Annotated in this window: 13 protein-coding genes and 1 pseudogene; 9 read left to right on the top strand and 5 right to left on the bottom strand. The window is 65.6% G+C overall.

Features of this window, described 5'->3' with window-relative positions; translation table 11 throughout:
* Positions 1-69 precede the first annotated feature (69 nt).
* Both M3Q35_RS13495 and M3Q35_RS13490 read left to right on the top strand, forming a co-directional pair.
* Positions 70-1,215: a protein kinase gene (locus M3Q35_RS13495; RefSeq protein WP_273942075.1), complete on the top strand. Its 1,146-nt coding sequence runs from the start codon at positions 70-72 to the stop codon at positions 1,213-1,215.
* Between the two features lie 385 nt (positions 1,216-1,600).
* The gene (locus tag M3Q35_RS13490; protein WP_273942074.1) at positions 1,601-1,828 is read left to right on the top strand and encodes a hypothetical protein; all 228 of its coding nucleotides are present in this window, start codon (positions 1,601-1,603) and stop codon (positions 1,826-1,828) included.
* Positions 1,829-1,951: 123 nt separating this feature from the next.
* Here M3Q35_RS13490 and M3Q35_RS13485 read toward each other — a convergent pair whose 3' ends face one another.
* Positions 1,952-3,340 carry an AbiJ-related protein gene (locus M3Q35_RS13485; RefSeq protein WP_273942073.1) on the bottom strand — a complete coding sequence of 463 codons (1,389 nt, stop codon included), beginning with the start codon at positions 3,338-3,340 and terminating at the stop codon, positions 1,952-1,954.
* A 735-nt stretch (positions 3,341-4,075) separates the two neighbouring features.
* Here M3Q35_RS13485 and M3Q35_RS13480 point away from each other — a divergent pair.
* Complete coding sequence (locus tag M3Q35_RS13480) at positions 4,076-5,980, top strand: ATP-dependent nuclease (protein WP_273942072.1); 1,905 nt, start codon at positions 4,076-4,078, stop codon at positions 5,978-5,980.
* Positions 5,977-7,833, top strand: a complete 1,857-nt coding sequence (locus tag M3Q35_RS13475) for a UvrD-helicase domain-containing protein (protein WP_273942071.1) — start codon at positions 5,977-5,979, stop codon at positions 7,831-7,833. The genes M3Q35_RS13480 and M3Q35_RS13475 overlap by 4 nt, the downstream gene beginning before the upstream one ends.
* A gap of 697 nt (positions 7,834-8,530) precedes the next feature.
* On the opposite strand, the gene M3Q35_RS13470 is transcribed toward M3Q35_RS13475, so the two are convergent.
* The gene (locus M3Q35_RS13470; RefSeq protein WP_273942070.1) at positions 8,531-11,176 is read right to left on the bottom strand and encodes an ATP-binding protein; all 2,646 of its coding nucleotides are present in this window, start codon (positions 11,174-11,176) and stop codon (positions 8,531-8,533) included.
* A 350-nt stretch (positions 11,177-11,526) separates the two neighbouring features.
* Between M3Q35_RS13470 and M3Q35_RS13465 the strand changes: the two are divergent.
* Positions 11,527-12,402 (top strand): annotated as a pseudogene (locus M3Q35_RS13465) (ISAzo13 family transposase); the annotation flags it as partial.
* Here M3Q35_RS13465 and M3Q35_RS13460 read toward each other — a convergent pair.
* Positions 12,380-12,673, bottom strand: coding sequence for a caspase family protein (locus M3Q35_RS13460; RefSeq protein WP_273942069.1), 294 nt, complete (start codon positions 12,671-12,673; stop codon positions 12,380-12,382). The pseudogene M3Q35_RS13465 and the gene M3Q35_RS13460 overlap by 23 nt on opposite strands.
* A gap of 598 nt (positions 12,674-13,271) precedes the next feature.
* Between M3Q35_RS13460 and M3Q35_RS13455 the strand changes: the two genes are divergently transcribed.
* The 3 genes from M3Q35_RS13455 to M3Q35_RS13445 all read left to right on the top strand — a co-directional run bounded on the left by M3Q35_RS13455 (position 13,272) and on the right by M3Q35_RS13445 (position 19,825).
* A complete protein-coding gene (locus M3Q35_RS13455) occupies positions 13,272-15,734 on the top strand; it encodes a tetratricopeptide repeat protein (RefSeq protein ID WP_273942068.1) in 2,463 nt (820 codons plus the stop codon).
* A 369-nt stretch (positions 15,735-16,103) separates the two neighbouring features.
* Positions 16,104-16,487: an RIP homotypic interaction motif-containing protein gene (locus tag M3Q35_RS13450; RefSeq protein WP_273942067.1), complete on the top strand. Its 384-nt coding sequence runs from the start codon at positions 16,104-16,106 to the stop codon at positions 16,485-16,487.
* A 2-nt stretch (positions 16,488-16,489) separates the two neighbouring features.
* Positions 16,490-19,825: a tetratricopeptide repeat protein gene (locus M3Q35_RS13445; protein ID WP_273942066.1), complete on the top strand. Its 3,336-nt coding sequence runs from the start codon at positions 16,490-16,492 to the stop codon at positions 19,823-19,825.
* Positions 19,826-19,846: 21 nt separating this feature from the next.
* Here the strand turns inward: M3Q35_RS13445 and M3Q35_RS13440 are convergent, their stop codons facing one another.
* Entirely contained in the window at positions 19,847-20,110 is a 264-nt protein-coding gene (locus M3Q35_RS13440) for a LuxR C-terminal-related transcriptional regulator (RefSeq protein ID WP_273942065.1), read from the bottom strand.
* A 66-nt stretch (positions 20,111-20,176) separates the two neighbouring features.
* Between M3Q35_RS13440 and M3Q35_RS13435 the strand changes: the two genes are divergently transcribed.
* Positions 20,177-20,485: a hypothetical protein gene (locus M3Q35_RS13435; RefSeq protein WP_273942064.1), complete on the top strand. Its 309-nt coding sequence runs from the start codon at positions 20,177-20,179 to the stop codon at positions 20,483-20,485.
* A 157-nt stretch (positions 20,486-20,642) separates the two neighbouring features.
* Here M3Q35_RS13435 and M3Q35_RS13430 read toward each other — a convergent pair whose 3' ends face one another.
* Positions 20,643-20,873, bottom strand: a complete 231-nt coding sequence (locus M3Q35_RS13430) for a hypothetical protein (protein ID WP_273942063.1) — start codon at positions 20,871-20,873, stop codon at positions 20,643-20,645.
* Positions 20,874-21,067 lie beyond the last annotated feature (194 nt).

Genomic DNA, 21,067 nt, shown 5'->3' with positions numbered 1-21,067 from the left:
TGACTGAACCGTCTCGTTCCGGATTGCGTAGTCACCCCGGAGCCGAGTCACGCGAGGGCGGGGAGTGATATGACGGTTGCCAGCCGACCGAGCCTGGTACTCGCCGGGAGGTACCGGCTCGACGCACCGCTGGGGCAGCGCGGCGACGGCTGGTTCTGTCGGGCCCACGACCTGGTCCTGGACCGGCCCGTCACGGTCAAGATGTTCAGGTCGACGGTGGATCAGGCCGCCGCCCGCACGTTCGCGGCGCAGGCCAGGTCCCTCACCAGCCTGCGACACGACCACCTGGTGGCGCTGCACGATGGCGGCGTCGCCGACGGCCACCCGTACCTCGTGTTGGAATCGGTCGACGGATTCGATTCGCTCGACGTTGCGTGCGAGGAGCCGTTGTCCGCGGCGGACACCGCCGCCCTCGGCGCCGGGCTCGCCGACGCGTTGGCCCGCCTGCACGCAAAGGGCATCGTCCACGGCGATCTGACCCTCGCGAGCGTGCTGGTCGATGCGAACGGCCAGCGGCGCCTGGTGGGTTTCGGCTTCGGTGGAGCCGGGAACGGCACGGCATCGGCCGATGTGCACGCACTCGGGCTTGTGCTGCGGCAATGCCTGAGCGGGCCGGATGAGCCTGAGCCCGACGGCACGGTCCCGTGGCCGTTGGCCCGTGTGCTGACTGCGATGACGAATGGGGAGCCGGAGCGACGTCCGAGCGCGGCGGTGTGCGCCCACCGGCTCCGGCGAGCGGCAGCCGCACTGGAGCCCGGACGCTGGTCGCCGACCGCCGCGGCGGTGCAGCGGGGCCGGGCAGCCGGGCTCGCTCTCGTCGGCGGTCTGGTGACCGTCGGCGTGATCGCGGTCGCCCCCGCGTTCATGCCCGAAGACATGCCATCGATGGCCGCGCCCGTGCAGACAACGTCGTCACAGCCCCTGACACTCGACTCGACCGCCACCACGACGCCTCAGCAGCCGGTGCCGTACCAACCGCCGGCGACGAGCCGTCGACCGACGTCGAGCGAGCACCCCACGACGAGCGCGCTCCCGACGACGAGCACCCAGCTGACAACGACGGCTACGCAACCGCCGCCGGTCAGCGCCGATCCGACCACCGTGGCCCCGACCACCACCGAGAAGAAACCGCCTGGCCTGGCCAAGAAGCCGGGCGGGCTGCCGCCCGGATGGTTCAAGAAGCTGGTCGACTACTGGAGTTGGCCGTTCTGGTGAGCGGTTGCCGTCCCCTCGTAGGGCAACCGTGAGTCCGGTCCCAGCTGCGGAGGTAACTGTCCCAACGCTGTGGGAAGGTCGTTCGTGATCTTGTCCAGGTCCAAGAGCGGCATCGTGACCTCGTCGAGTCAAGGGGTCCAGGAGCGGCGTGCTTGAGCTCGACGAACGGAACAAGATCATAAAAAGAGGGTCTTCGCATGCTCTGAGCTGCGAAGACCCTCTTGACCGTCGGGACGACAGGATTTGAACCTGCGACCCCTTGACCCCCAAGTTGAATCCAGGGTCAGCGGCGTGCTCGTGCCCGTTCTCCAAGCTCACGTCCAAGTCTACTTGCCAAAGTAAAGGAGTCTGCTGTGCGACTCTTTGATCTTGGATGGAGATACGGGTGGAGGGTATTTTCTCGGCATCTGGACGTTGTGAGCTGATGGTGGTGCACATCCGGTCGGCTCGTGTCGCCGAACTGGAAGCGCTTCCAGTTCGCGCGCTGTATTCATTTACGGCTAGGGCTATTTTGCAAATCCCGAGATATCTTAGCCGGGTTTCCATTGGTTGGTTGGTTGGTTGTGTCGATTGTTGTAATTTTGTTGAGTTGTTTTTTGTTGCCGCGGATTGATGACGTCCTTTGGGGTTATTCGGGTGTAGTCGGTACTGGCGAGATGGTCTGCGGCGGTTTGTCAACTCGATCATGATTGCGGAGATTGATCAGATTGGAGCGCGGGTTGAACTTCGGATACATCTAGAACTGGAAGAGGTTCGGGAAGAATTCCTGCACGGTGGTGCGGGCGCGATCCTCGGTGAGGAGTTCGTGGGCGCCGAAGCGGAACACCTCGTAGTTGCTCAATCTAAGTTCGCGGTCGGCGCGCATGGTCTTCGCATACTTGGCGGTATCTGCCAAGTCGCCGGTTGCGTAGTGGTGTTTGCCGTCTACCTCTAGTACGGCGCGGCGGCCATGGGGCAGCAAGAGGAGGAAGTCCATGCGGAACGAGAGGAGGGCGTCGCGGCCGCGGGCCTGGACGGTCTTTGGGTCCCAGTGCAACCAGACCTCGGGCAGTAGCGCCGGGAGATCGGGGATCTGGGTGCCGAACAGGGTGTGATACTGGTGAAAGAGGTTGCGTTGCGGGGGCGAGTTGGCGGGCAGGGAGTCCAAGAGACGCTTGTAGAGAGTGTGCTTTGCCTCGGCGTTGTCATCGATGTTGCGTGAGGTCTGCCACCAGGTTTGAAGGTCGCGCCAGCGGAGGCCGTCGCGTCCGATTGGCCGGTCGTAGATGAGGACGCTGTCGGCGTTCGAGGCGATCTCGATGTTGTTATCGATGGCGTCGGAGAAGCGGAGGTCCGGCTTCGTGGACGAGGCGAAGATGAGGTTCTTCGGGCGTCCGTGGTGGGTTCGGGTGGAGACGACGGTGAACTCGGGGTAGCCGCCGTCGTCGCCGGTCTCGCGTAGTTCGAGACCGTGCTGGCTGAGGTGGGGGTTCACGGTGGTGACGAAGGCGCGCTGTTTGTCGACGTCTGGGACGACGCGGGCGGATGCCAAGCCTTCGAGGAAGCGGCCGAACCGCGCGTCGGTGGCCTCGTAGGCGCCGAGCTGTTCGAACAGCTCCTCGGTGGACCAGTCGGGGTTGCGGTATACGTGCTGGCGGAATTCGGCGATGAGACCGTGGCTGGTGTCGAGGAAGTCGTTCCATGGGCCTCGTTCCACCCAGAGATCCTCCAGCAGCTTGGTGAAGCGGTCAGGGGAGTGGACGAGCTCGTCGATGTCGAGAGCGCGGGCGATTTCTCGCCGTGTACGGCTGGGGATCGGTGCCGGAGTGGTGAGCGCCCACAACGCGTCCTGGATGACGTTGCGTTCCCGGAAGGTCAACGCAAGATACGTGAGGGTGTTGGCCGCGACCGCAGGTAGTGACACGTCTTCGGCGGCGTCGAAGCTCGCGGATGCCCGTTCGAATTTGTTGCCCTGCTCCTGCGACGGAGGCGTCGGCAGCCCGATGGCTTCGCAGGCATCCGCGAGCTCCCGATGCGTTCTCCCGGCGAGGTGCCCCGGTACGACCGCGAGGGCCTGGCAAAGCGCGGCCATGGCGGCGGTCTGCGAGCCATGGCGTGCCGGATTCCCGTTGATGGCGTCGGCCACACGAAGAACCGTACTCGGGACTACCGCGTGGACGACCAGAACGGGGCAGGAGGCGTGGTAGAGGGCGATTCTGGTGATGGGGCCGAGCGGATGCCGGCTGGACTGGCCGCCGGACAGGACGACGAGATCGGCGTCGGAGAGTTGCTCGTGAGGCTTTGAGCTGGAGTTCGGCGATGCGGATGAGGTACTCGGAAGTGTGTGCGGATCGCAGCTCGACGGGGGCGGCGCGGACGACGCGCAGGTGTAAGCGGTGGGCGGCGGCGCGGGTGAGGGCTGGGAAGTTGTCGGACCGCCGCTGACCATGGCGATGATGGTGCGGTCCTCGCCGTAGACGGCCGCTGGGGTCCCACGGACGACGTGGTTGTCGCAGTGGGCGCTGGCGATGACGAGGATGGGTGCTCGCCGACGCCGAAGTGGCCGTGCACGCGGCAGCGCTGGGCTGGGTGAACTGCTAGCGCAGTACGGTGTTGGCCGGCTGCTGGCATTTGGCGGCCGAGCTGGTTTGACCAGCCGGAGCGCGACCTTGTCGCTTGGAGTTAGCGGTACCGGGACGCAGGTGGTTCCGTGCATCGCAAATTCACCTGATTGTGTTTCGAACGGACTCAGTCGGCTTACTGGTTGGTAACGGATCGGGATCGCGCTAACACGGATGAGCGGCGTCGCGAAAACGCGGACAGCAGTTGGAAACAGAGTGGTGGTGGACAGTGCCACCTGTTGTCATGTGGAGAGTGACAGATGCGTATCAGCAGGGTGCGGGTCGTGAACTTCCGGAATTTCCGCGACCTGGTGATCGACCTGTTCCCGCAGACAGCGGTGCTCGTGGGGGAGAACGGCATCGGGAAGTCGAACCTCCTGTACGCGCTGCGCCTGGTGCTCGACCCCGACCTCCCGGACAGCGCGCGGCGGCTGCGGGCGGAGGACATCTGCGAGTATTCGGAGGAGACGCTGGCCGGCGGCGTGGAGGTCCGGGTCGAGATCGAGCTTGCCGAGATCGACGGCGACCGCGCCGCGGAGGCGGCGCTGGACGGCTGCTTCGTCGACGTGGACTCGCTGACCGCGAGCGTGAAGTACGTCTTCTGCCCGCTGGTCGATCCCACCACGTTGGGACGCGACCTGAGGCGCGACGACTATGACTTCAAGATCGTCGGTGGGCTGAATGACAAGGAAGTCGGCCGACACATCAGGCGCGACATCTCGCTGAGCGTACTGCCTGCACTCCGCGACGCGGCGGAGATGTTGTCCCGCAGGCGCAACTCCCCACTGCAGGAGCTGCTCGAGTCGCGCCCGCCTGACGCCGCCGTGCTGGCCGAGGCGAGCAAGGGCATCGAGGTCGCGATGGCGACCCTGGCCGAGGACGAGCGGATCACTGGGGTTGCGAAGGGCATCTCCACGCGCTTGGAGAACATGGCCGGGCCGCAGATGGACGTGACGCCGACGCTCGGATTCGCACCGAGCGATCCTGACCGACTGTTGAGGTCGATCCGGCTGTTCGTCGACGCGAAACGGTCGCGCACGGTGGGGGAGACCTCCACCGGCAACGCCAACGTGATCTACCTCTGTATGCTGCTGGAGCGGCTCGCGGCCCGCAAGGCCCTCGACAAGGTGGTCGAGACGGTCCTGGCCGTTGAGGAACCCGAGGCCCATCTGCACCCGGTCCTCCAGCGGCAGTTGTTCCGATACCTGCTGGGCAGTGGCACTCCGCTCGTGGTGCCGACGCACAGCCCCCACATTGCGGCGGTGACCAAACTCGGCTCGCTGGTGTTGCTGCGCCGTGACGAGGACGGCGCCACGGTCGCGGCGACCACCGCGAACGCCAGGCTGGACAAGCGCCAGGAAGCGGACATCGAGCGTTACCTGGATGTGAGCCGGGCGGAGCTCTTGTTTTGCAGGGCGGCCATCCTGGTCGAGGGCATCGCCGAGGTCTACGTCATTCCGGCACTCGCCCGTGCGCTCGGCTTCGACCTAGACGCGCACGGTGTGATCGTGGCCAACGTCGCCGGCGCGGACTTCGCTCCGTACCGGCGACTGCTCGGCACCGCCGCGTTGAACATCCCCCACGTGATCTTGACCGACGGCGATCCGATGAGCGGCGACGATTACGTGCACGCCGGTCTGAAACGGGCCTCGAAGCTCGCACCGCTCGCAGAAGCAGCGAGCGAACTCGAGGTTGAGCTCGGCCAGTTGGTGGCGGAACGCGCTCTCGGCGATGCAACCGCCATGAGGAAGCGAGTAGCCGGCTGGGACGTGTTCGTCGGCACCATCACGCTGGAGATCGACTTTGCTCCGCTGCTCGCTGGCCAGATGATCGCAGCACACAGCGAACTCGGGATCAGCGACGACCTCCAGACGAAGTTCCACGATGCGGTCAGGGCGGTGGCGGCAGGCAAGGGCACCGATGCCGATCGTGTCGAGTTACTGCGCCGCGTCAAGTACGTGGGCAAGGGACGTTTCGCGCAGCGGCTGGCGGCCCATATCGATGACTCGGCTTCGGATATTGAAGGTCTCGTGCATTTCCTGGACGGGGGAGTGCCGGGAAACGAGCTGATCGGCCGCCGCGCGGATGGGTATGTGTTGGCGGCCCTGGACCGGATCTCGATGCAGGTCCGCGGTGTCGGTTTGCTTGATGTGGAGTCGACGTGATCGGTCCGCTGCCGACTAATCCAGTGCTTGCCGCCGAGCTCCTCGCGCTAAACGACGACCAGCGTGAGGCCGCTCGCCACGACGGGAACATCGTGGTGTGCGCGGGCCCGGGTTCAGGTAAGACCCGGACGCTGGTGGCGAGGACCGGCTATCTCCTCGACACCAAATTGTCGGCACGACAGGGAGTCGCGGCCATCACCTACACCCGCCAAGCGGCCGCGGAGATCAGGACGCGGTTGGCGGCACTCGGCGTTCAGCCCGGTCGACGGTTGGCCTGCGGCACCTTGCACAGCTGGTGCCTGTCGACGATCCTGCGGCCGTTCGGGCCGCTCGTCGGACCACATCTGCCGGGCAACGGCGACGTCCTGGAGGAGACGGACCCGGAATGGGTGGCGCTGCTGAACGATGCCTTCATCGAGGTCGGAGCATCGTCCGACGTTCAGCAGGATCCGACAACGGTGAACAGAGCGCGCCGCGAGATCGCCGCCGGCTTCCTCGACGAGGACACCGACGTGACGACGAGGGCGGCGGCGGCGTTCGACCGGTTACTACTGGCGGACGCCAAGTGGGACTACGACGCGATGATCACGCAGTCGCTGGCGATCCTCCGCGACAACGCGAAGGTTGCCCACCTCGTCGCGAACCGCTATCCCGAACTGATCATCGACGAGTACCAGGACCTCGGGCCCGTGCTGCACTCCCTCGTGCTGCTGCTGCACGACGCCGCCGACGTCGAGGTCAGCGCGTTCGGTGATCCAGACCAGTCCGTGATGGGCTTTAACGGAGCCAATCCCCGCTATCTCAACGAACTCGTCGGGCGCGACGACTTCCGCCGTTTGTCGCTCGACCTGAACTACCGCTGCGGCAGCGCCATTGTCGCGGCCAGCCACGCCGTACTCACCGAGGAGCGGACCTACCGTGCCGACCCCACCCGCGAGGACCAAGGCGTCATCGAGGCAGTCTCCGTCGACGGCGGATTGGCCGAGCATGCCGAGGCCATGGTCGGCAAACTCGACGAGCTCGTGACGTCGGGTGTTCCAAGGCACCGGATCGCAGTTCTGTACCCACGCAAAGGGTTGTTGCTCAACGCGATCATCGAGGCCCTCGACCGCAGCGTGCATAGCTATACCCACGAACGTGACAAACGGCTCCCGAAAGGAGCGATTGCCGACTTCATCCGCGCCTGCGCGGCACGCGCGATTGCCGGGCATCAACCTATTGGACTGCCGGACACCCGCACCTCAGTGACCATCGCCACCCTCGCCGAGCTTGCCGAGGCGCACCTCCAACTCCGTCGGACAAGCGGACTGCCCGATCCACCCGGTCGTCACGTCGAACGCCGGCTCGCCGAACTGCTCAACACCGACGACCCCAGCGGCGAGCCGCGCGCCGACTGGCTTGGCGTTCTGGCGAAAGGACTGGAGCTCGACGTCATTGCCGAGGCCAGCCCAGCTCGTCGCGAGCGCAGCGCGGCGGCAGGCTTCAGGAAAGCTGGAAATGCTCACGACCTGACGGTCGGCGAGATCGCGACCGGCCTGCTACGCATCGATAAGATCACCGTGACCACCTACCACAGTGCCAAGGGACGCGAGTGGGATGTCGTGGTGCTGCCCGGGCTCGTCGAGGGGATCGTGCCGAAGCTCGCCTGGTCTCCCGTGCACAAGCGCTATCTGGAGCCGCCGCCCGAGCAGCTGGCAGAGGATCGCCGTGCCTTCTATGTCGCAGTCACCCGGGCCAAGAAGGCCGTGGTGCTGTTGTACGGCCGATACTGGCTCACGCCGTGGGGCCAGCCGAATACCTATGGCGTGTCTCGGTTCGCGCAGGACATCCGGACGCAGCTGAAGGCGGACTAGCCACTTTATGTGCGTATTACTCAATTTCTGACACTGCGGATCTGTGCCGGCGTCGGCCATCGAGGTGGCCGAGCCCAATCCCGCCGCGTAGCGGCCCATCGAACCCGATGCTGGGTCGCCGGCCGGTCTCCCGAGACCGGTCGGCGACCGGCAACACCCTGTTTCCGCTGCTTGGGCCGATACACCGGCATCCTCGCTGAACCCTCTGAACCCGACCAGATCGAACGTCTTGCCATACGCCGACGAGACCGTCTTGGCGGAGTCCTCAACGAATATCGACGCGCCGCTTGACCTGCATGGACCTAGTTTTCGGCACGTACAGGGTGCAGGAGTTGCGCCGCGAATAGCTCGACCGCACTCTCATCTGGAACCAGCGCCACCTCCTGCGCGCGCTGGGCGAGTTCGGGGACCATCACAATTGGCACCGCCCCCACCAAGCTACGGATCAGGCAGCGCCACTTCGTCCGGTCCGGCGACCAGTGACCGATCCGGGAGGGGCTGCAGGCCTGGACGTACGCCGATACGACCGTCTCGGGGGAATCATCCACGAGTGCCGACGTGCTGCCTGACCTACGTGAACGTAGTTTTCGGTAGGCGCAACACCATAGCCAGTCCACGCAAGATCGGTGACGTCGTCAGAGCCGCACTGGCGCTGACCCATTTCGAACATGGACGACGGACCTGAAAGTCGCTGAGATCACGTCAGTGAATCCAGACTGAGTTTGACATCCTCTGCTTCGGGTGCTCCTAGCTCCTGATAGATCGCCAAGGCTTGAAGAAGGTGGTCGCGTGCTGAAGCTGTGTTTCCGGCAATGCGAAATGTAGTGCCGAGATCGTGCATGGTCCAGGCCTGGCCCCAGCGATCACCTTCCGTCTTTCGTAGGGCGAGGGCTTGGTTGAGAAACTTGAACGCGCCCTCGAGGTCTCCGCTGTCGCGATAAGTTGCGCCTAGGTTGTTGAGAGCGTTGGACTCTGTTACGAGATGTCTGGTTGCTTGTAGCAGCGGAATTGCTTGCTTCAGGTAGGCTTCGGCTTTGGCGTAATCGCCCATGTTGCGCCAGAATTCGCCGATGTTGTTCAATGCGTATCCTTCAAGCGTGCTGTTTCCCCAGTCGCGCGCATCGTTGAGGTTTTTCTCGTAGTGGTAGCGTGCGGCCTCCATTTCTCCTGCCCAGAAGTAAGTGCAGCCTAGTCCGCGCTGCACGGTCAATTTATCCTCTTGATCGCCGATCTCTTCGAATGTTGACAGTGCGGACCTCTGGAGTTCGATGGCAACGCCGTATCGGCGCTGGTGGGCGTGTGCGATTCCTAGGCTATAGCGACACCATGCCTCGGCGTGCAAGTCGCCCAAATTCTGAGCGGCCTTGAGACCGAGTTGCCCCATGGGGAACCAGTCGGGCCAGCGCTTGCGGACTTGAGAAGCCCTGGCTGCGCAGATCGCAATCTGCCAGGCGATTTTCTTGTTTTCCGACGATGCTGCTGCCTGTTGGACGTAGGCCCTGAGGTTAGCGATTTCAAGATCGAACCAGGCGAGGGCGTGCGCACGTGATGTGAAATTCATCGGTTGGATATCGTAGCTGGTGATGCCGAAGTCGTCGGTGCTGGCCCACTGGACGGTAAGCGCCGCGCTGTAGCAGGTTCGCGCATACCACGAGCTGATGCGATGGATGGCGCTGGCGCACCCGGTCGGCGTTTCCTCGTGTTCGGCCTGGCTGGCCGCGTAGTACTTGACCAGGTCGTGGAGCCGATACCGATCCTTGCCGGATTGATCGAGCAGACGGGCGTCCACAAGGGTGTCGAGCCGGCTGACTGCCTCCTCGACGGTGATATCGGCGAGCGCGGCCGCGGCGGCACTGCTGATATCCGGTCCGGCGTGCAAGCCGAGCAACCGGAACATGTGGCGTGGGCCGTCCGCGATCGCGTTGTATGACCAGGAGAAGGCGGCGGGAACCGACGCGGCGTCATCGAACGGCGCCGCGAGGACGTGGAGCGGGTTCTTCGCGGCCTGCAGCTCGGCGGCAAGATCCCCGAGCGTTGAGTAAGGGCGTGCTGCCACGCGCTCGGCTGCGATGCACAATGCCAACGGGAGACCACCACAAAGCTGGACGATGTGGCTCGCCGCCGCTGGATCCGCGGCTACCCGGTCCGTCCCCGCGATGCCGCCGATCAGCTCCAGGCCATGTGATGTCTCGAGAGCCTCGAGTGAGATCCGGGATGCGCCGTCGCGTGCTGTGAGTCCACCCAACCCGTTTCGGCTCGTGACGAGGACAAGGCATGTCGGGCTGCCTGGGAAGAGGGGGCGAACTTGCTCCGATGTGGCGGCGTTGTCCAGAACTATGAGCGTCCGTTTGTGCATCAACAGGCTCCGGTACATCGCCATCTGGTCGTCGATGTCGGGCGGAATGAAACTCGGATCGACGCCGAGGCCGCGAATCAGGTGGGCCAGCGCCTGATTTGGCTGCATGGGAGGGTGTGCGGGGTCGAATCCACGCAGATTGACGTACAGCTGACCATCGGGGAAATCGCCCGCGACCTGATGGCCGAAATGGACGGCAAGTGTGGTCTTGCCAATTCCGGCCACGCCGTTGATAGTGGCGAGTCGAGCGCCGGTCTTCAGCTTGTCGAGCAGGGCCAGGTCCTGCTCGCGGCCAGCGAAATTTTGCACGTCGCGCGGTAGTTGGGCCGGGGTTTGCGGAGTTGGGTGGTATGCGTGCGCGGTTGATGCGATTCCGGCGTTTGGCTTGCTCTTCGGAATGGCTTTAGGATGGCCGGGGACTCGTATCCAGCCGAGGGTGTCCGTCTCTTTTACCTGAACCCGGATTTGTGTGTACGAGGAAGGGTTGGATTCTGTGTGGTGACGCACGACTTCATCGTAGAACCAGTTGGAGACAATGAAGGCGAGTGGGCAACTTGATGAAGCAAGTGCTCGCCTGAGAGGAGATGCCTCCAGGAGGCGAAAAGTGTTGTTTATTGCATGACCTGTGACTCCGTGGGTGTCGAAATGAATTTCGCCTGCGTGAATCGCCATGCGAAGGCGAATTTGGCCCTCCGGACTGGAGAGTCTGTTGTGTTCGCGGAGGGCTGTGACCAGGCGTTCGGGAACGGCGGTCACCAGGCGAGCCTTCGGTGCCTCCGGCGAGATGAGAACCAGCGCGCCGTCGCCACAGTCATCCGATGTCCAGAGTGTGCGTTCGATTCCCGCCTCGTCAAATGCGCGGCCAAGCGCGCGGTACATCCCCTGTCGGATAACGAGTCGGTCGGAATTGGTTCGGCCGGGATCGCCGAATTTCTCCACGTCGACGACCAGGATTGCGCGATGAAGCGCTTGAACGTGCTGCTGCACGGCCTTACCCCCAAGGACGCACTGCGCCGTCGGTGCGCAACAGTTGGACGTGCTTCAACCGGCACTACGGAACAGCTTGAACGAGTCAGTGACTGGCTTGGTTCATGTTCGCGCACAGCACTGGTGGTTGCTGCCGCCAGCGCTGAGTGACCTGGTTCCGTCGCCGAACGGCTGGTCGTTGTCAGTGAAACTATAAGTTGATGTCCGCCGAACCTACCGCACGCCGAGTGCACGCGATGACCAAGGAACGCGCGATGAGTCAGGAGATGTGGAGGTGAGCGTGGATGCTGGACCAGCGGCGTTGCGCCGGGCCGAAACCTTGTTCATATCCTTGAACGCCTGCCGGCGGAATCACCGCGCTCGAGGCGTTGATCGAGCCGCGGGAGGTGGGGGATCCGGTGTCCGCGCTGCGCTGGACCACCGCCTCGCTCCGGGATCTGGCCTGGGAGTTGACCGAGGCGGGGCACCCGGTCAGCGCCCAGTCGTCGGTGACCTGTTGCGCGGTATGGGTTTCAGCCTGCAGGGCATGGCCAAGACTCGGGCCGGTGCCCAGGTGCCCGACCGCGACGCGCAGTTCCGGCACATCAACGCCGATGTCCAACGGTTTCTGACCGAGGGCCTGCCGGTGGTCAGAGTGGACGCGAAGAAGAAGGAGCCGATCGGAGACTTCGCCCGCTCTGGGCGCAGCTACCGGGCCCGCGGTGAAGCCGATCACCGCGCCGGACCACGACTTCACCTACCCGGACACCCCGATCGCGATCCCGTACGGCGTCTACGACCTCGGGCGTGACACCGGCTGGGTGAACGTGGGCACCGACCGCAACACCGCCGCGTTCGTGGTCGAGTCCATCCGCTGCTGGTGGTACACACAAGGCCGACTCGACTACCCCGCAGCGACCCGACTGCTCATCACCGCGGATGCCGGCGGGGCGAACTCGGCGGACTCCACGCTGTTCAAGATGAACTTGGCCGCCTTCGCCGACCAGAGCGGGCTGTCGGTCACCGTCGTGCATTTTCCGCCTGGGACTTCGAAGTGGAACAAGGTCGAGCACCGGCTGTTCTCCCGCATCACCCACAGCCTGCGCGGACGCCCGCTGACCACCCACGAGGTGCTGCTTCAGTCCATCTCGGCCACCCGCACCAGAACCGGGTTGACCGTGAGCGCAGTGCTCGACGAGAACGACTACCCCACCGGCCGCAAACTCACCCGAGCCGAGCGCACGGCAGCCGAGCAACGCGTTGAGCGTCGCGCCCGGCCTCCTTGAAGAACACCTCGATCGCGCGTCGCACGGTCCGGCTGTCCTGGTCGGCGACGATCTGGACGTCGAACTCGCCGATGGTCGGCGACTTTAGGGCTTTGGCAAGGTGCTGGGCGTCGCCGGCTGCGCCGGGCAGCTCGTTGAACCGGCCATCGTCGTACAGCTGGTTGGCGATGATCAGCCCCCGTTGCGCGACGAGCTCATTCGCGTGACGCCGCCGACGGCGTGGCATCGACACGCGCGACCCATCGCGTCTGGTCCTCAGTCCGTTCCACGGGCGCTGCTCCTCGCGTTGGGCGTCGCGTCGGACCATCATCCACCAAGGGCGTTCGTCAGGCGTTGGGCGTGGCCACTGAGTCGCGCGCCCGGATCGGCATCGGCACGCGGTGCGTCTCGCCCCACCGGTCCGGCCGTCACGATGCCACCGGTGACACCGTGGAAGACTCCCAACTACAACGCCGCCCCGGCCCGCAGACTCCGGTCGAGCCGACGCACGACTCGACCGAGCTGGCCGTTGTCGAACTGATCGTCGAACCGCCGGCCATCGTGACCGAGGACGGGCCGACCATCTCGGTGGAGGACACACCTCTTGTGCCGATGCTCCGGCACCGCTCTTGGCACCGTCGACGCCTCGCGTCTATCTCCGCTCGACGCAGTCGACGCTGGCGCCGACTACCACCGCTCCCTGGTTCGCCCTGCTGACCGGCTTTATGTCGCTGCCCTGGGGATGGCGGCCATTGGGCCATTCAGGTGCACGTCGCGGGTCGCCGTACCGCGGCTGGCGGTGCGGTCGATACTGCCGTGAACAGCGCGTGTCGAGGCGGAAGTGGGTCCGGGTGATCGAGTCGGACGGAGTTGGCGACGCCGAGCCCCAACCTGCGCATCGGGCCACCTTCGACGTCAACCGCAATACCGCCGCCCAGATCGGCGACGGCAACACCGTCAACATCATCCAGCCGCCGTTGCCGTCGGTCGACTGGCCCGTGCGGGTCGGACTGCCCTCGCGGCTGGCCGACCGCTACCAACCCCGCGAAGCCGAGCAGGAACTGTCCGATGTCTTGGCGTCAGGCGAGGTGGCGGTGTTGGTCGGGGCCAAGCAGGCCAGTGGAATTGTGCTGTCCGGCCTGGGCGGCGTCGGCAAGTCCCAGCTGGCCGCCAATTACGCGTGGCGGGCGTGGCCCGACCCGGCGATGGACCTCGTCATCTGGATCAACGCCGCCTCCCGCGACGGCATCCTCTTCGGCTACGCCGACGCCGCGACCCGAATCCTCCGCGACCTCGACCCCCTGATCGCACAGCGGCCCCCGGAGGACGTGGCCCTCTCCTTCCTGAACTGGCTGTCTGCCACCGACCGCCGGTGGCTGATCGTCCTTGACGACCTCCAGGACCCTGCCGGCCTGCGGGCCCTCTGGCCGCCCACCACGGGCCAAACCGTGGTGACGACTCGACGCCGCGACGCTGCCCTGGGCCGCGAGGACCGCCACGTCATCGAGGTCGGCGTCTTCACCGAAGAGGTCTCGCTGGCCTACCTGACCGCCAAGCTGCCAAGCCACGCCACCACCGAATCCGACCGTGAACACCTGCGCCTCCTCGCCGCCGACCTTGGCCACCTCCCACTCGCCCTCGCCCAGGCCGCCGCCTTCATCGCCGACAACCCCCTGATGTCTGTCACCAACTACCGCAAGCGCTTGTCCGACCGCAAAGCCTTGGCGCAGGCCCTCCCCGACGACGCCAGCCTGCCCGACGAGCACCAAGCCACCGTGGCGGCGACGTGGTCCTTGTCGATCGACCGTGCCAATGCCCTGACCCCGCAGGGCTTTGCGCGACCGCTGCTCGAAATGATCAGCCTCCTCGACCCCGCCGGCGTCCCGGCCGAGTTGTTCACCACCGACATCGTCCTCGCCTTTCTGGCCGCCGTCACACCGGCTGAAGCGGATCCCGACCTCGTCCGAGACGGACTGAGCTGCCTCCATCGCTTCAGCTTGATCACGTTGGACCGCACCCAACCAGCACGCGCCGTCCAAGCCCACGCCCTGGTACAACGCGCTGTCCGTGAGAACCACTTGACGGGGAAGATCACCGATCTTGCTCGGGCGGCAGCCGGTGCTCTCATGGAAGTCTGGCCTGAGATTGACCGCGATGCGGAACTCACCAGAGCACTCCGATCCGCCTCTGCTGTCCTGCACGCTGTCACCTTCCCAGCGTTGTGGGCCACGGATGGACACCAACTGCTCTTTCGGGTGGGTAATTCGTTGAGGGAAGGGGGACTCGTGGCTGCTGCGACGGATCATTTCCGTCGCGTACTGGTCGAGGCGGACAACCACCTGGGCGCGGATCATCCGCACACCCTGATCGCTCGCAGCTACCTCGCCGTACTGAGGTCAGAGGCGGGTGATCTCAACGGGGCAATCGCTGAGGCGGCGGCGGTGCTCGAAGATCGTCGACGTGTCCTGGGCGATGATCACCCCGACACGCTGGTCGCTCGCAATAATCTCGCAGCTTGTCGGGCAGAGGCGCGGGATTTCGTGGGAGCTGTCGCCGAGCACACGGGGGTGCTTGAAGATCGTCGTCGCATCTTGGGCGATGATCATCCCAGCACGTTGACCTCGCGGAACAACCTGGCCATGAGCCGTGGTGAGGCGGGAGATTACGCGGGCGCGGTCGTCGAGTTCGAGCGCTTGCTTGCAGATCGCCAGCGTGTGCAAGGTGATGATCATCCTGACACCTTGGCCGCCCGCAACAACCTCGCCACCGCCCGGGTCAAGGCAGGGGATATCGATGGTGCGGATGTCGAGTTCCAGCTTCTGATCCAGGACCAGGTACGCCTCCTGGGCGCAGACCATCCAGCCACCCTGGGTTCCCGACACAACCTCGCGGCTTGTCGTGCGGAGGCCGGCGATGCAGCGCGCGCTGTAGCAGAGCTTGAACGTCTGCTTGAGGATTGCCGCCGGCTCATGGGTGACGATCACATTGCGACCCTGGTGGCTCGTCACAGCCTGGCCGGTTGGCGCGGCGACGCGGGCGATATCGAAGGCGCCGTGGCCGACTTCGAACGTTTGGTCCATGATCGCCGGCGTGTGCTGGGCGACGATCACCCCGACACCTTGACCACCCGCAACAATCTGGCCTACTGGAGGGCTAGGGCGGGGGATGTAGCGGGCGCGATAGCTGAGTTCGAGCGACTGCTGGAGGACCAGGCACGCATCCTGGGCGCTGACCACTCCAGCAGCCAGGTCACTCGCGACTTTATTACGAAGCTACGAGGGGCGCTGCCCGAACCGGGGCGCGACGACTTGTGACCGCAGGACAGGTGTTCGCGTAGTTGGTGACCGCGGTCACCGTCTTGGCCGTTCCGTGCGTCAATCCGTCCCCGCAGGACACGTGGGGGATATCCCCCTGGTCAGCTGTTGGCGTTTCGTAGGTGTGCTTGGTGTGGTGACCTAGGTAGGCCGAACACGCACGGCACGAAAGGTGGTCCGGAGCGATGACCAGGATGCTGGCGATGGACACGGTGGCGGGGAGCCCGCAGGTCAAGGCATGGTGTGGCCGGCAAGCTCATCCGAACCTGATTTAGACCATTCGGGTGGGTGTTGGCCCTTGGCGTACCGACGAACCGGACGTTGTCGATACTGCCCGTGACCAACCGTCTCGAGACAGGAGCGTCACAGGTGATCGAGATTGTGCTGGCGGCATTGACGGCGGGTGCGACGGCCGGGCTGACCGACACCGCGTCCAGCGCGGTGAAGGACGCCTATCGCGGGCTGCTGATCCTGACCCGGAAAGTCTTGCAGGGCAACAGCTCTCACGACGACGACGTGCTGGAGGGCGAGCTGGTGGACCCCCAGCAGCACCAGGAGGCGCTGACGAAGGCCCTGACCGCCGCCGACGCCGGCTCCAACGAGGACCTCGTTGCCGCCGCTCGGCGCCTGCTGGCGCTGACCGACCCCGAGGGCACCAAGGCCGGCAAGTACACTGTCAACGTCCGTGACAGCAAGGGCGTCCAGGTCGGCGACGGCAACACCATGACCCTGAACTTCGGGCCCGACGCCTGACCATGACCCAGCTGCCGGCCGGCGACCCGGAATTCCCGCACCCCACCTACTGTGTGCAGGGCAGCTTCGGCGTGCAGGCCGGCACCGGGAACACCCAGTACATCAACCTGCCGCCGACGGCGCCGGTCACCTGGCCCGTCCGCGTCGGCATGCCGCCCCGGCTCGCCGACCGCTACCAGCCGCGTGAGGCCGAGCGTGACCTGTCCACGGTCCTGGCCGCCGGCGACACGGCCGTCCTGGTAGGACGCGCCAGCGGCGTGGTCGTGTCCGGCCTGGGCGGCGTCGGCAAGTCACAGCTGGCCGCCCACCACGCCTGGACCGTGTGGTCCGACAAGTCGGTCGACGTCGCGGTGTGGATCAACGCCGCCTCCCGCGACGCGATCCTCACCGACTACACGGACTTCGCCCAGCGGGTCCTGCGGGACGATGACCCGTCGATCGACCGCCGTTCCCCCGACGAGGCAGCGCCCATATTGCTGTCCTGGTTGGCTTCCACAACCCGCCGGTGGCTCATTGTGCTCGACGACCTCCAGGACCCCGCCGACCTACGCGACCTCTGGCCTCCCCACACCGCCGTCGGGCAGACCGTCGTCACCACCCGCCGCCGCGACGACGCCCTCCGGCGCTCCGACCGGCACGTCATCGAGATCGATGTCTTCACCGAGGCCGAGTCGATCGCCTACCTCACCGAGAAGCTCCCCGACCACGCCGTCACCGACGACGACCGCGCCGAACTCGCCGCCCTCGCCGCCGACCTCGGCCACCTTCCCCTGGCACTCGCCCAGGCCGCCGCCTTCATTGCCGACAAGCGCCTCATGTCCGTCGCCGACTACCGCTCCCGCCTGCTCGACCGCCGCCGCCAGCTAGCCCACCTCCTCCCCGACGACGGCGGCCTCCCCGACGAGCACCGCGCCACCGTCGCCGCCACCTGGGCCCTGTCCATCGACCGTGCCAACTCCCTTGCCCCACAAGGCTTCGCCCGTCCGCTGCTGGAGCTGATCAGCCTCCTCGACCCCGCCGGCGTCCCCGTCAGCGTATTCACCAGCCAACCCGTCCTGGACCATCTGGCCAGCATCACCGAGACCCCCGCCGACGCCGAAACGGTCGCCGACGCCCTGGCCTGCCTGCACCGCTTCAGCCTGATCACCTTGAGCCGCAACGAACCGGCCCGCGCCGTCCAGGTCCACGGCCTCGTCCAACGCGCCGTCCGCGACACGCTTGAGGCGGAGCATTTGACCGCACTCGTCAGTGTTGCGGCGAACGCGATCGTGGCCGTCTGGCCGTCGGTCGACCCCGACGGCCTGCTGACCACGGCCGTTCGCTCGGCCGCCATCACACTCCACACCAACACCACGCCTGCACTCTGGAGACTCGGTGGACATCCAGTATTAACCCAGGCGGGCCACTCCCTGGCCGAAAACGGCTTTGTGACGGCGGCGATCGACTTCTTTGACGAGCTGTCGCGTGAAGCAGCCACCGTCCTCGGCCCTGATCACCACGACACATTGGCCGCCCGAAGTACCCTCGCTGTGTCGCGGGGTGTGAAGGTGACCGCGGCGGCTGGGATCGCCGACCTCGAAGAACTACTGGTCGACCTCCGCCGGGCGCTAGGTAGTGATCACCCGACCACTCTGAGCGCACGCGTCAACCTGGCAGGATTGCGGGCAGACGTCGGTGGCGTGACCGGCGCGATCGCCGAGCTTGAGGGTCTGGTCGTCGAACTTAGCCAGATTCTCGGTGCCGACGACCCGAATACTCTCGGTGCGCGCATCAACTTGACTCGATTGTGGGGAGAAGCGGGTAACGCGGAGAGGGCGGCCGCCGAGACGGGGGATCTGCTTGTCGACCTTCGACGAGTGCGCGGCCCGGACCATCCGGAAACGTTCACTGCACGCAACAATTTGGCGATGGCGCGCTGGCGGCTGGGTGATCTCGCCAGTGCGATGATCGAACTCGAGCGCGTGCGTGCGGATCGTCAACGAGTGCTTGGCCCGGAGCATCCCAGCACTCTTCGCACCCGCGACAGCCTCGCACGCGTTCGCGCGGAAAGCGGAGACTTCGCTGGCGCGGTGGCAGACCTGAAGGGGCTGTTCGAAGCGCGAACAGTGCTGCTTGGCTCGGCTCACTTGGACACCCTGGCTACTCGAAACGATCTTGCCGACGCGAGATTGAAGGCCGGCGACACTGCCGCAGCGATCTCCGAGTTCGAAAGTCTCGTCGTCGACGTCGGTCGAGCCTTCGGTACCGATCACCCCAAGACTTTGCTCGCAAGAAACAACCTTGCCGTTTCTCGCGGCGAAGCGGGAGACAACCTTGGCGCTGTTGGAGAGCTCAAGGTTCTTGCGGTCGACGCCCTCCGAATCCTCGGGCCTGACGACCCTGCGGCCTTGACGATCCGGCACAACTTGGCGACCTGGCTGGCGGAGTCGGGTGAAACCGACAGCGCGATGGCTGAGCTCGGTCGGCTGGTCGAGGATCGCTCGCGGGTCCTTGGCTCTGGCCATCCGGACACTCTCGCCACTCTCAGCGACCTGGCGACCAGGCGAGCTGGAAGTGGTGACGTCACGGGAGCTGTCGCTGATCTCGAACGCGTACTCGAGGAAGGTCAAGCAGGCCTGGATCGCCGCCACCCCATCATGATGCGTGCGCGCAGCGATCTCATCGTCCGGAAGGCGGAGCTGGGTGATGTCGGCTGGGCGGTCCGGGAGATGGAACGCTTGGTTGACGATCAATCGCAATTGTTCGGCCCCGCCCATGTCGGCACTTTGAAGGCTCGTGCGTACCTGGCCGCCCTGCGCGGGAAGGCGGGAGAAACGGCGCTCGCGGCCAGCGAGTCCACCGCTCTCATGGTCGACCTTCTTCGCGTGCTCGGACCTGACCACCCGGATACCCTCGCCAACCGTGGAAATCTCGCCATCTGGCGAGCTCGAGCCGGCGACAGCCCGGACGTGGTCGTTGTGCTCGAAGGCCTGCTGATCGACCAGCGCCGGATACTTGGCCCGGACGACCCGGGAACGTTGACCACCCGCAACAACCTAGGACTCTGGCGTTCCCAGATGGGTGATCCCGCCGGCTCCGTCGCCGAGTTCGAGAGCCTCCTGGATGATCAGAGCAAGGTGCGTGGGTCCGACGATCCCAACGTGCTGATCATTCGAAGCAATCTGGCCACGCAGCGGGCCGCGGCCGGTGATCCCGCTCGGGCCATCGCCGAGTTCGAGGAACTGCTGCGGGACCAGCGCCGTGTGTACGGCATTGACCACCAATTTACTCGAAACACCCTGGTGGCACTTGAGGATCTGCGGGCAGCGATGCGAGCGGACAGCGAGCCGGACGAGTAGCGCGCTGGCGAAGGAGCGCGGTCAGAGCTGGTCGTTGAGGAGGGCTACGGCTACTTCGACGCGGGAGCGGCGGCCGGTGCGGGAGAAGATGCGGGAGAGGCGGCCTTCGACGCTCTTCTCGCTGGTGTCGAGGATGGTGGCGATCTGGCGGTTGCCCATGCCTTCGGCCACCAGGACGGTGAGGAGCTGCTCGTTCTCCTCCACAGTGGACTGTCGGCCAGGGATGGGGATGTTGTGGTCGCGCATGTGGTTGCGGACGGCGAAGCGGAAGAGGAGGGAGCCCATCTCGTCGACGATGGTGTAGGCCTCGGCGAGTAGGTGGGGATCGCCGACGCCGACGAGGACTAGGTCGTGGATGATCAGGGCGAGCTCGAAGGGCTTGTTGCGCTCGCGGGCGAGGCGGATGGCCTCGGGGGCGTGCGCGGGCTCGACGAACGCGCGGACTACGGCGCTGTAGGCCTCGGCGCGGGCGGTGCCGAGTTGAAGGGCGACGCGTTCGGCTTCATGGCGGCAGCGGTGGACGCCGTCGAAGTCGCCGGCGGCGACGGCGAGGCGGGTGGCGGTGTACCAGATCTCGTCGGTGCCGGCGGGGCTGCCGGTGCGGGCGTGTTCGAGCTCGCCGAGGAGCGTGGTGATCCAGGACTCCGCGACGGCAAGTAGGTGGGGAGCGCAGGTTCGGCGGCACGGGCGATGGCGAGGAGGTAGCGGGCGCGGGCGATGCGGCCGCGGGAGAGCAGGACGAGGGCCATCATCTGGATCATGGCGACCTGGCTCGGCCCGAAGCCGAACGCCGGCCCGCCGACGATGCAGCGGCGGGTCAGCTCCAGCGCGTGGTCGAACTCGCCGGTGCGCATGGCGAGCGGGCCTGCTCGGCGAGGCCGAGTCGGCTGGCCGGCACGTTGTCCTCGGCCAGTAGTCGCCGGGCTCCGGCGATGTCGCCCATGGTCAGTAAGATGCCGACGTACGCGTTGACCTGCTCGTGCCGGTGGCCGTCGACGTCGAGCCACGCGTGCATGGTGGCCAGGGTGCGGTTGAACTGCTCGACCACAGCGCGCGGGTAAAAGGATGGTGGGCGTCGCTAATTGCCATGTCGAGTGATTGGAAAGCCCTGCTCTGTGTGAATGCAGATTTAGATTTCAGTCTGCATGTAGGCATGCTTGGTCGGGTTTGCGTAATGCGAAAGATGTTCCGCAAAACGCGGAAAGCCTAGCCGCGGGGGCGGTTTAGGGTGCATCGGTGGCT

It is taken from the genome of Kutzneria chonburiensis (assembly GCF_028622115.1).
Lineage (GTDB): Bacteria > Actinomycetota > Actinomycetes > Mycobacteriales > Pseudonocardiaceae > Kutzneria > Kutzneria chonburiensis.
This window is presented reverse-complemented; position numbering and strand designations above follow the sequence as displayed.